The organism is Geotalea uraniireducens Rf4 (assembly GCF_000016745.1).
Lineage (GTDB): Bacteria > Desulfobacterota > Desulfuromonadia > Geobacterales > Geobacteraceae > Geotalea > Geotalea uraniireducens.
Map to the genome: position 1 here is coordinate 664,612 of NC_009483.1, position 10,920 is coordinate 675,531.

General features: G+C 56.8%; 8 protein-coding genes and 1 pseudogene. 7 read left to right on the forward strand and 2 right to left on the reverse strand.

Annotation, left to right across the window (positions count from 1 at the left end):
- The first annotated feature begins 17 nt into the window (after nucleotides 1-17).
- The 6 genes and pseudogenes from GURA_RS22595 (at nucleotide 18) to GURA_RS02910 (ending at nucleotide 3,085) form a co-directional block, all read left to right on the forward strand.
- On the forward strand, nucleotides 18-431 hold the full coding sequence (locus GURA_RS22595) for a DUF3795 domain-containing protein (protein WP_011937503.1): 414 nt from the start codon (nucleotides 18-20) through the stop codon (nucleotides 429-431).
- A 177-nt stretch (nucleotides 432-608) separates the two neighbouring features.
- Nucleotides 609-845, forward strand: a pseudogene (locus GURA_RS25250) (DUF4062 domain-containing protein); the annotation flags it as partial.
- Between the two features lie 158 nt (nucleotides 846-1,003).
- Nucleotides 1,004-1,468, forward strand: coding sequence for an ATP-binding protein (locus GURA_RS24865; RefSeq protein WP_083764754.1), 465 nt, complete (start codon nucleotides 1,004-1,006; stop codon nucleotides 1,466-1,468).
- Nucleotides 1,469-1,920: 452 nt separating this feature from the next.
- Nucleotides 1,921-2,343 (forward strand): thiol-disulfide oxidoreductase DCC family protein, encoded by a 423-nt coding sequence (locus tag GURA_RS02900; protein WP_041245243.1) that lies wholly within the window; start codon nucleotides 1,921-1,923, stop codon nucleotides 2,341-2,343.
- 28 nt (nucleotides 2,344-2,371) lie between these two features.
- Nucleotides 2,372-2,659, forward strand: coding sequence for a putative quinol monooxygenase (locus tag GURA_RS02905; protein WP_011937506.1), 288 nt, complete (start codon nucleotides 2,372-2,374; stop codon nucleotides 2,657-2,659).
- A gap of 30 nt (nucleotides 2,660-2,689) precedes the next feature.
- Nucleotides 2,690-3,085: a hypothetical protein gene (locus GURA_RS02910; protein WP_011937507.1), complete on the forward strand. Its 396-nt coding sequence runs from the start codon at nucleotides 2,690-2,692 to the stop codon at nucleotides 3,083-3,085.
- A 60-nt stretch (nucleotides 3,086-3,145) separates the two neighbouring features.
- Here the strand turns inward: GURA_RS02910 and rmuC are convergent, their stop codons facing one another.
- The gene (gene rmuC / locus GURA_RS02915; RefSeq protein ID WP_011937508.1) at nucleotides 3,146-4,657 is read right to left on the reverse strand and encodes a DNA recombination protein RmuC; all 1,512 of its coding nucleotides are present in this window, start codon (nucleotides 4,655-4,657) and stop codon (nucleotides 3,146-3,148) included.
- A gap of 33 nt (nucleotides 4,658-4,690) precedes the next feature.
- The gene (locus GURA_RS02920) at nucleotides 4,691-5,491 is read right to left on the reverse strand and encodes an alpha/beta fold hydrolase (protein WP_011937509.1); all 801 of its coding nucleotides are present in this window, start codon (nucleotides 5,489-5,491) and stop codon (nucleotides 4,691-4,693) included.
- Nucleotides 5,492-5,898: 407 nt separating this feature from the next.
- Between GURA_RS02920 and GURA_RS02925 the strand changes: the two genes are divergently transcribed.
- Nucleotides 5,899-10,917, forward strand: a complete 5,019-nt coding sequence (locus GURA_RS02925) for a CxxxxCH/CxxCH domain c-type cytochrome (protein ID WP_011937510.1) — start codon at nucleotides 5,899-5,901, stop codon at nucleotides 10,915-10,917.
- Nucleotides 10,918-10,920: the final 3 nt, after the last annotated feature.

Sequence of the window (10,920 nt, forward strand, 5' to 3'; positions counted from 1 at the left end):
AGGAGAATAAACCAAAAATGAAAACAAAAATGGGATACTGTGGCGACGTCTGTGACTATTGCCCTCGATATATTGCAACTCAAAGCGGAGATAAGAGCAAACTGAAAGAAGTTGCGATCCTATGGTATAAAGCTGTCGCGCGACCGAAGATATTGACACCTGAGGAAATGATATGTCACGGATGCTTTCCCAACAAAGCATGTCAATTTGGCATTGCACAGTGTGCTTCGGAAAAAGGCGTAAGTCATTGTGGAGAATGTTCTGATTATCCATGTGAAAATCTTAAATCTAGATTTGATCTTATTCCGTCGATCTCAGAAACATGGAAAAGTATCTGCACAAAAGAAGAATATGAACTCATTCATAAGGCATTTTGGCAAAAGAAAGAGAACTTGGACAAGGCTCGGGAGGAGTATCTTTCTAGAAAATAAGGGAAAATAGAGGGAGGGGCTGCGGGGGCAGGCGTGCAATTATGCAATTTGGTGAAGAACCCAGCCAAAAATGAAGGCGTGAGTGGTCTTGGTAAAGGCAAATTCCAAATATTGGTTTGCAACACCTCAAATCTGAAGCAGAGGCAGTCCGTATGAGCGCAAAAAAAAAGAATTTTCATAAGTTCCGTGCAGAAGGAACTTGAACTGGAGCGGGCCTCCGTGGCTAGTCTCATCGCGACCGATCCCTTCCTTCTTCAACACTGCACGCCGGTGCTGTTCGAGAAGGAACCCCCACCTTCGCATCCGGCATCTCGGCCCTACCTTGACTCCCTCCGGGACTGTGCCGTGTATGTGCTGCTCATAGCCAACGAATACGGCCAGCGGGATGGCGACTTTTCAGCCATGCACTATGAGTATCGTCTCGCCCAGGATTTGCAACTCCCGACCATTATTTTTATTAAGGGAGCCACTGACGCTGGCCGGTCAGAAGAAACCAACGAGTTGATCAAAGAGATCAAAAGGGCCGGGCACACCTACAAGCGCTTTCACGACCGCCGCTCAAGCCCCTTACCTTGGCCAAGCTCCGCCGGGGCGGATACCGTCCCTGTTCGCGTAATCCACTCATTGCCCAGACACTCGCCACTCTCGACAAGATGGAGCAGCGCGGCAGCGGCTTTGCACGCATGCGCGACGCCATGCTTGACCACGGGCTCAACGAGGCAAAGATTGACCAGCAGGATGGTTTCTTTGTCGTCACGCTTTCCGGCCCGGATGGCAATTATGACCGGATAAAGACGCCGACCAATATTCCGGCGTTAGTGTCATCGGCGGTGGAGGCACGACTGACTGAACGACAGCGTCAGATGATGGCGGCACTGGTACAAGGCGAAATTTTAACCAGCAAAATTTGTCAGGAACGCTTTAATGTGTCGGCTCCGGTGATATTTGCCGATTTCCAGAAGCTTATCGAAGAGGGTTTAGTGGAGCGCATTGGCGCTGGACGGGCCACCCGCTACATTCTCCGGTCCAGGTCATAATCATAAGGGAATCATTAGGTCAAATCATGAAATCATTAACCCCGAGCTGAATGGGCACCAATCGGTGGGCAGGTTCAACTTCTAAACATTACCAGAACAGACACCTCTGGGCTTTGATTTTATGCTATTCAATTCGTCATCAAGTCTGCAATATTACCTTGCAATTTTGCAATACCGGCGACTATTTGGTCGAGATTCAGGGAGAACGTGTGGGGATTTCTGGGGACAGCATACTTAATTGGATAATCATGAGACAAAATGTCAATACCAGTCTTTTATCAATCCAGAAATGGGAGATTGGCGAGAAGCACCCCGGCGGTCCATCCCTGAAACTTCTGAACATCCTTGATCGCAAAGGGATTGAGGCTTTGATTTAACGCACACAAAAGCCCGAAAAAGGGGCCATTTCATCATGACCAACGCCACGCAATGGCCTTTTACTATGGATGACCATGCCAAAGCAGCCAGAGTTTCCAATTCGCGTATTTTATGACGGCTCATGCTCCGTATGCGCCACGGAGATTGAGCACTACCTGCGTGAGGATCACGGCGGCAAGCTCCTGCCAGTAGATATCAGCGCCCGGGACTTTGACCCGGAGCCCTACCACATCCCCCTGGAAGCATTCATGTACGAGCTGCATGTGATTGATCAGAGCGGCGCGGTTTATCGGGGCGTAGAGGCGTTCTGGGCCATCTGGCAGGCATTCCCGACCTCGACCATCTATGGTGTACTGGGGGCTGTCATCCGCATGCCCGTGGTCAAGCCTTTCGCCCGCCTGCTGTACAAGGGATTCGCGCGGGTCCGTCCCTATCTGCCGAAAAGGACGCACTGCGATGGCGGCTCATGCCGGATCGGCAAGCATGGGAACCCTTGAACGAAATGTGCACGATACAGGAGAGACAATGAACATAACCGTAGTTGCAAAAATAGTAGCCAGGAAGGATGCCGTCGAGGCTGTCAAAGCAGAACTGCTCAAGCTGATCGCGCCGACGAGGAAAGAGAGCGGCTGCATCGAGTACAAGCTACACCAGGACAATGACGATCCGGCTGTGTTCGTTTTCTACGAAACCTGGGAATCTGCCGCCAGCCTGGGAGAGCACATAAACACAGAACATTACAAAGCCTACGTTGGCGCAGTCGCCAGCATGATCGAAGGGAAAACTGTCCATAAAATGACCCGGATCGCATAAGGGTGAACCCGGGAAATAATCGAGGTAGGCATGGCAAAAGGTTATAAGGCCAATAAAGAGCGACAGGAAGACATCGGCACCTTCGGCAAAGCCATCGGCAAACGTGCCGGCTTCAAGTGCGAATGGTGCGAAAGCAAGGAAGATCTGCGGGTCTGGGATCATCAACCCGATCTGCCGCCCGCCATGGAGACGCTTGCCATGCTCTGCCGCCAATGCCGCGAGCTGGCCGACGACAGAAAAGCCGATGCCAACGAGCTGCGTTCGATCCGCAACGCCCTCTGGAGCGATATCCCGGCAGTGGCGGAAGGGGCCGCGAAGGTATTGGCCCAGTGCAAGGAATCCTGGGTGCGTGACGCCATCGAGCAGAGTTTCATTGATGAGAGTCTCAAGGCTGAGCTGCTGGCCCGATCGCAAATCTGGAAATGAGTCGCTCCGGTACCCGCAAATATGCCGGCAGAAAATCACACGCACGGGGCGCCGCCCGTTTTATTCCTCCGATTCAAGCCAGTCCAGGTTGCGGGCTGTTTTGTCCAGCCCTTCGACGCTCTCGATATCCTTGCCGGTGGACGCACCCAGATCCTTGAATTTGCGGGCGGTCACCAGCACCCTTGTTTCCAACGAGCCTACCGCCTTGTTGTAGGAATCCACTGCCCGCTCCAGTCCTTTGCGCACGTCGGAAAAATGCCCAGCTAATGTGGCAATCCGGTCGTAGAGGGATTTCCCCAGGTCGGAAATGGCCTGGGCGTTCTCGGCGATCTGCTCCTGCCGCCAGCCGTAGGCCACCGCCCGGAGCAGGGCTATGAGGGTGGTCGGTGTCGCCAGGATGACTTTCTGCTCGACGCCGAATTCGATGAGGCTCGGATCCTGCTCCAGAGCGGCGCTGAAGAACGTTTCGCCGGGGAGGAACAGGACCACGAATTCCGGGGTCGGCCGGAACTGGTCCCAGTAGGATTTTGCGGAGAGCTTCGTCAGGTGGACCCGGATATGGCGGGCATGTTCCTTCAGGTGGCGGAGCCGTTCCTTTTCGTCTCCGGCTTCAAGAGCCTCCAGGTAAGCCATCAGCGGCGCCTTTGAGTCGACGACGATGTTCTTGCCGTTGGGGAGCTTGATCACCATGTCCGGGCGTAACCGCCCATCTTCACCGCTGACGGATTCCTGCTCCAGAAAGTCGCAGAAGTTGACCATTCCGGCGATCTCCACCACCCGCTTCAGCTGGATTTCCCCCCAGCGGCCGCGCACGGTCGGCGTGCGCAACGCCTTAACCAGGTTGGCTGTTTCCCCCTGCAACTGCATCTGGCCGGCGGCCATGGCCTTGATCTGTTCTGTGAGGCCGACATAGGCGGAGACGCGCGTCTTTTCCAACTCCTGGATCTTGGTGTCGACCTTTTCCAGCGACTCCCGCATCGGCCTGACCAGCTCGTCGATGGCCTTTTGCCGCAGTTCCAGGTCACCCCTGGCCCCCTCCTGAAACTTTTCCAGGGCTACCTTCGCCAGGTCCAGGAACGACTGGTTGTTGCTCTTCAAAGCCTCTGCGGAAAGTGCCTTGAACGCATCGGACAGCTTGACGTGGGCAGCATCGAGGATGGCCAGCTTCTCCTCGGTGGCCTTGCGTTCCTCATGGAGCTGGGTGGCAAGAGAGGAGAGCTTTGCCTTCAGCGCGGAGTTCTCCTCGAACACCTGCCGCATCTGCTCTTCCCTGGTCTTCAGCCGCATTTCCAGCTCCGGTATCCTGCTGTTTTTCTCTTCTGCTGCCGATCTTTTCTCTGCCTCCGCCTTCAGCTCGCATCTCAGGTCGGAGATTTCTTCTGCCCCTTTTGCCAGCTGCGCTTTAAGCTCGCCGATCTGCAGATCTTTACCCTGGAGACGTTCGGTCAGTGTCGCAGTCTCTGCCTCCAGTTCGTCCCTCCCTTTCTGATAGGCAAACTCCACCTTGGATCTGAAGATGAACCAGACGGCAACGGCGACGACTATAGCGGATATAAGCAATACATAGTCCATGGGCTTTGCTCCTGTTTTTAATGCAAAATACTGCTATTCAATGCCGATCCCCTTCAAAAATTCCAACAGGCAGGCGTTGAACGCCTCCGGCTGCTCCATGTTTGCCATATGCCCCGCACCCGGAATAATGCAGCTGGTACTTTGGGGCAGGGCGGCGGTGAAGATGCCGACGTTTTCCAGCGGTATTGCCCGGTCTTCCTCCGCGCCGATGACGAGCGCCGGTAGGCGCAGGTTTCCAAGAAGCGGGGTCGAATCCTTCCTGTCAGCCATGGCGAGTAGCCCCCCGGTTAGCCCAAGCGGGTCTGTGGCCCGCATCCAGCAGGCTACCTGCGCCGGAAAATCCGGCCTGTTCTTCATCGTTTCATCTGAAAACAGAAGCTTGGCAAAAATATCGGCCACAACCTGCGAGCCGAAGGTTGCGACATCCCGAGCCATGGCCAGGCGTTTTGCCTTGCCTGCCTCGTCGTCGGCCCCGCTGCGGGTGACGATGAAGCAGGCCGCCGCAATCCGTTGCTGATAGCGTTCGAGCATGTTGAGCAGTACATAGCCACCCATGGACATGCCTCCGACAACGGCGCGTTCAATGCCGAGGTGGTCAAGAAGGGCGATCATGTCGTCGGCGAAAAGCTCCATGGAATAGCCGCTGCCGGGTGCATCGCTTTCACCGAATCCGCGCAGGTCCGGCGCGATGACCCGATAGCCGGCGGCAGCGAGGGCTTCTGCCTGGGGGAGCCACATGCGGCGGTTGAGGGGGAACCCGTGGATAAGGAGCACGGCCGGCCCCACGCCGTTGTCGTCATAAGCCATGGTAAATCCGTTGATCAGGTCGTTCATTGGTTGGCACCCCCCGAAAATAGTGTGTGTAAAAATCATCCCCCGTCGCGGCAGCAAACCATAAACGCCCGGCCTGCGCTGTCCTGCGGCGGATGACGTAAAAATGTAGTACGAAGGCCGCCTGCTTGCAGCGGAACAATTATTGCATGGTAATAAAAAAAATATTATTACAGTGCGTTACTTAATTCGGCTTGTGACCGTATTTTAATAAAATATTATTATTGTTTGCGGGCGGTCAAGAGAAAAGAATCAAGTCATTTCGCTGCTATGATGACGTGGTTATTACATATTTTCATCAGGTTTTGCAATGGGCATGTTATGGGCGCGTATGAATCAGCCCGGCCGGAAGTAATAACAATGCTTGTCCTGCGTTTCCGATTTGCGACTTAGTCTACAGGGGGTGCACCTTGAGCAATGTTCAGGGGAAAGATAGTTTGACCACACTTAGGCTTTTATTGCTGGTCGCCATGCTCATATGGGCTGGTACGGCGGAAGCTTCGTTGCAATGCTATGACTGCCATGGCACGAAGAGCAGCGGGGACAACCGGCCGCTGGACGCCGCCTACAGAAACGTCACCACCGGAGGCTTCCAGGGAACCCATCGCAACCATCTCCCTCCCAACGCCACCGGATCAAGCTGCGTTCTTTGCCATCCGGGGAGCGACGGCTATGTCCCCGGCCACCGGGACGGATTGATACAACTCTCCACCAATATCAAGAATTCACCCGAGCCCGCCGTCTATAATCACTATACGACCCCCTTTCCCCAGACTCCGTCCCCCGAGCTCGGTTCATGTTCCAATGTCAACTGCCACTTCGAAACAACAACACCCCCTTGGGGGGACGCATCCCTGACCGTTCCCGCCGGATGCAGCGCCTGCCACGGCTTTCCGCCGGATGACGGCAATCACCCGGCTATAATCGGCATCGGCAAGAAGCATGGCGACTATTACGGCACCGGCACCGAGAGCTGCGGCACGTGTCACAGCAGCCACAGCACCTTTGCCCACGCCACCAGCGCCGGCAATCCCGGCAGAGGGCTGATCCTCGATTTTGCCGCCGCACCCAACAGCGGTGGCGACTACTCCCAGGCAATCAATTTAACCTATCCCAACTACCTTCCCAGCCGGAACCCGGTCAGAAACGGTGCCTGCACGAACCTCTACTGCCACAGCGACGGCAAGGAAGGCGCAGCGAAAACCCAAGCCGTATGGGGCGGAACGCTGGATTGTACCGGCTGCCATAGCGGGGCCGGAGATACCACCGACCTGAGCGGCAGGCACGGCAAGCATACCGGCCCTTCGGGCTATGCCTTTGCCTGCTCCCGCTGCCATGTGGGAACCGTCGCAACTGTCAATGAACAGAACACCATCACCGATAAAACCCTCCATGTCAACAAAACCAAAGACGTGGCCTTCACGGAAGGTGGCAATTACAACCAAAGCGATAAAGGGTGCGTCAGTACCTACTGTCACAGCAACGGCGCAGGCGGAGCCCCGACCGTTGCCGTGAAGTGGACCGACACCGCACCGATGCAATGTTATTCCTGCCACAGGGGGCGGACCGGCGACAGCACCGAAGCCAACTGTACGGGGCAGCCGATCCTCGGCGTCTGGTCATCGGCCGGGAACGCCTGCACCCCGCCCCTCAACATGACCAGCAACGGCCATGCACGCCTGGTCGGTCCGCAGTGGATCAGAAAATACCCATGCAGCTATTGTCACAACGATACTGTCGACGGCAGCGGGAACATCAAGGACAGGACGAAACACACCAATGGTGCGAAAGATGTGGCCATTTCGCCGCAATGGTCCATTTTGGGGGAAGAGGCGCCGACCTACAATCCGGCCACCAAGTCCTGCGACAACATTTACTGTCATAGCGACGGCACTGCCAACCCGGAGAACGTCAGGCCCTTTGCCTGGACTGAGGGGAAGACCGAGTGCAATACTTGCCACGGCCACCCCCGCGGCTCCTGCTCGACGAAAAACTGCCACGACAACCGGATCGATTACAACACCGGCAAGGTGTGGAATCTTCCGTCCATATTCGGCAACAACTCTTCGTATCAATGGCCGGCCGGCCAGGAGTGGAAGGCCGCCATCCCCATGTTCCACAATGAAGGCCCCGGAACGCAACGGGCAAATTCGCACCCCCGCCATACGGAAACCAGCTTCACCTGCGACAAATGCCACGCCGCCACCATTGCCAACGGCACCTGCGATTCTTGTCACACCAACGGCATCCCCGCCGGCAAAATGGGGGAATATGCCCACATAGACCCGGCCTATCACGTCAACAGGACCAAAGATGTGGTGTTCATGGATGGCGGTTCATATAACGCGGTGGCCAAGACCTGTTCCAACACCGCCTGTCATACCGGCGGCACCGATCCAGTCTGGGGGGGCTCCGTCAACAGCGCCGTCATCTGCCTCAGCTGTCATGGTGTAACCGGGGCGGATATCGATGATTTCGGCTCTTTGGGCAACAGTGCGGAAACGAGGATCGGCCAGGAGGCGAAAATCAGTCTGGTCGAGTGGGTGACCACCGGTCACGGCAGGTATTCCACGGCAGGGCGCTATCCCTCATCGGGCAATCCCGCGGCAAATTTCCCCGGCAATCCTTGCTGGTACTGCCACGACAACACCGTCCTGCATAAGGACACGACCAATCCTTTCAGGCTCCGCCTCCATCCGCAGTTCGTCCAGCGCTTCGAAAAGGAGTGCGTTTATTGTCACATGGAGCGCAAAAGCGACGGGAGCGAATGCGTGGCCTGCCACGTGGACCAGCCCGAATCCCTTGCTCCCCAGGCGACCGGCAGCGGTATTCTCTTTAGAAAGAGCGACGGCACGACCGAGGTCAGGTTTTCCGGCCACAGCCATGTCGACAACTGCATTACCGGCGCCGCGGGGGGGTGCCACGATTCCGACAACGGTCTGTTCGACAACTTTTCATCCCACAAGGGGCACAACGCCAATGCGGGGGTGTGGAACAGCGACCAGAAAAAGGATGTGAAAAATCAGTACCTGATGATGGGTGTTTGCCTCCAGTGCCATGACGATGACAGCGGCGACAAGTGCAACAGCTGCCATAAAATGGATACCGAGGCAAAAAAGGTCAAATATTCCCTCGGCTTTGACCCGGGCACCGGCTTCATCAAGCCGAAAAAGGCGCGGGCCTCGTCGGTCCACTTCGGCTATAAGCATTACAGGGCGTACCAGCAGAACGGCGTCTGGCTGGGGGGCAAGTTCTGCTGGGACTGCCACGATCCCCATGGGGACGGCAACATCTATATGGTCCAGAGCAAGGTCGCCACATCGACAGAAGGCACCTTCGGCATTCCCCAGACGCGGGCCGATGTGGTCTTCAACAAAAAGCAGAGCGGTCTCGACTATGCCCGGACCCAGGCGCCCTACAACGGCATCTGCAATGTCTGCCATACGCCGGAGAGCAAGCACTTCACCCGATCGAGCGGCGACGGGCACAATGCCAGCCGCGTCTGCACCGTCTGTCACGAGCACAGGTTCAGCGACAGCCATGCCAACAGCCAGAGCTGTTCCGGCTGCCACTTCAACAAGCCGGTGCCGAGGCATTCGGGTTTCGGCCAGCCGCGGGACTGCACCAAGTGCCATGCCGGGACCGTAGGCATGCGGATGGACGTCATGGGGCAGATGCGGGGCACATCCCACCACGTGCAGGGGGTGGATGTAACCAACAAGCACTGTTATGCCTGCCATTGGGAGTCGACGCCGGAAGGGCTCATCGACGTCAGGCATCATGAGGGTTACAACTACAAGCTCTACACCTCGGTCAAAAACGCCAAGGTGGACCTGGTGGTGTGGAAGGCGGGGGAAAGGCCCACCTATTACAATTCCACCACTGCCGTCCAGTTCATTGCCGCCAACATCGGCACGGCCAATGAGAGGGGAGAGGCGGCCAAGCTGACCAATGTCTGTCTCTCCTGCCACAGCGACCGGAATAACGATAACCAAACGATCTTCGGCGACTGCAAGACCCCGAGGCAGTATGCCTGGGACGGCCAGAGCATCGATGCCCGCTATTCCCAGATGGGGACTACCCCCTGGGGCAAATACAATTCGACCACCTATCCGAATGTGACCAAGAAGGACACGGTCGCCAAGGCCTTATCTGCCCACGGCAACGCGGTGGGCAACGCCGGCGGTTTCGATCCGGCGAACGGTCTTGACGCAGCCATCCCCAATACGAGGAATGGCAGCCAGAACGTCCATTGCTTCGACTGCCACAGTTCCCACGGCTCGAAGCTGGTCGGCGTGACGTCGAGCTATGTGACGTTCAACGGTACCCGGAACGGCGGCAACCTGAAAGAAACCCAGGCAGGCAAAGGTGGCTATGCCATGACCTACAAGGCCTCGTTCAATAGCACGCCGGGGGCCGTGAACCCATACAGCGCCGGCGCAGGGCAGTGCTTCGACTGCCACAACACGCCGGCCGCGGGCATCACCCCCTGGGGGTACAATTCCACCTTCGGAGCGACAGCGCCGATCATGGGATACAAGGACACTTCCCGCTTCGGCAACGGGACAAAGGCTTCGACCGTCCGTTTCCCTTATCGAACAAGCAAAAAGGATATCGTCAGCGGACACATGATACCGAGGGAAGCCGCCTTTCTCAATTATTCTGCAAAGGGTGAGATAAACGGCCTCTGCACCCCCTGTCACGATCCCCACGGCGTAAGCACTTCGCTGGGTGGGAATCAAAGATACGCCGTGCCGCTTCTGAAAGGCACCTGGATGACCTCCCCCTACAAGGAGGACAGCCCTCCTCCCGATACTTCCGGGGCCACGTCAGTCCCCCCCCTCTCCTGGGGCAAGGCATTTACCTGGCCCGATAGGGTTGGATACGGAGGTACCCCGCCGGTCACCAACTACAACATCGACCGGACAACCTTCGGCGGTTCGACCCGTATCGGCGAGGACGCGTCCAGGTTTGCCGGGCTTTGCCTGCGCTGCCATCCGAAAGAAAACCTGACGGACGGCGTCCCGAACAATACGGCATGGAAGGGTGTCGACAGGGTCCATGAATCGGTCAAGGGATGGGGGGACACCTCTAAACCGACGGAGCATTCCTATACCTGTTCCAAATGCCATGCGCCGCACAATTCCGGGCTGCCGCGGCTCCTGACGACCAACTGTCTCGATTCGAAGCACCGCGGCTACAGGGTTTCGGGCGGGCAGGCCTGGACGGCAGATAAAGAAGCGACAGCCCTCGGCAATGGCGGCAGAGCCCATTCTTATGCCGGTCAGCACCGCGGTTTCCCCATAGGCAATGTGCTCGGCAATTCGGCAAGCTACGAGGCGACCAGCAGTTGCCATGCCGGCGCCCCGGGCAATACCGGGACCACCTGGCCGGACAGCAACCGCTGGAACAATATAACACCATGGTAGTAA

What these genes read in the sequence shown, in the direction of transcription:
- GURA_RS02910 (WP_011937507.1), top strand. Translation starts at nt 2,690, where the DNA reads ATGGCAAAAGGTTATAAGGCCAATAAAGAGCGACAGGAAGACATCGGC.
- GURA_RS22595 (WP_011937503.1), top strand. Translation starts at nt 18, where the DNA reads ATGAAAACAAAAATGGGATACTGTGGCGACGTCTGTGACTATTGCCCT.
- GURA_RS02900 (WP_041245243.1), top strand. Translation starts at nt 1,921, where the DNA reads ATGCCAAAGCAGCCAGAGTTTCCAATTCGCGTATTTTATGACGGCTCA.
- GURA_RS02920 (WP_011937509.1), bottom strand. Translation starts at nt 5,491, where the DNA reads ATGAACGACCTGATCAACGGATTTACCATGGCTTATGACGACAACGGC.
- GURA_RS02905 (WP_011937506.1), top strand. Translation starts at nt 2,372, where the DNA reads ATGAACATAACCGTAGTTGCAAAAATAGTAGCCAGGAAGGATGCCGTC.
- rmuC (WP_011937508.1), bottom strand. Translation starts at nt 4,657, where the DNA reads ATGGACTATGTATTGCTTATATCCGCTATAGTCGTCGCCGTTGCCGTC.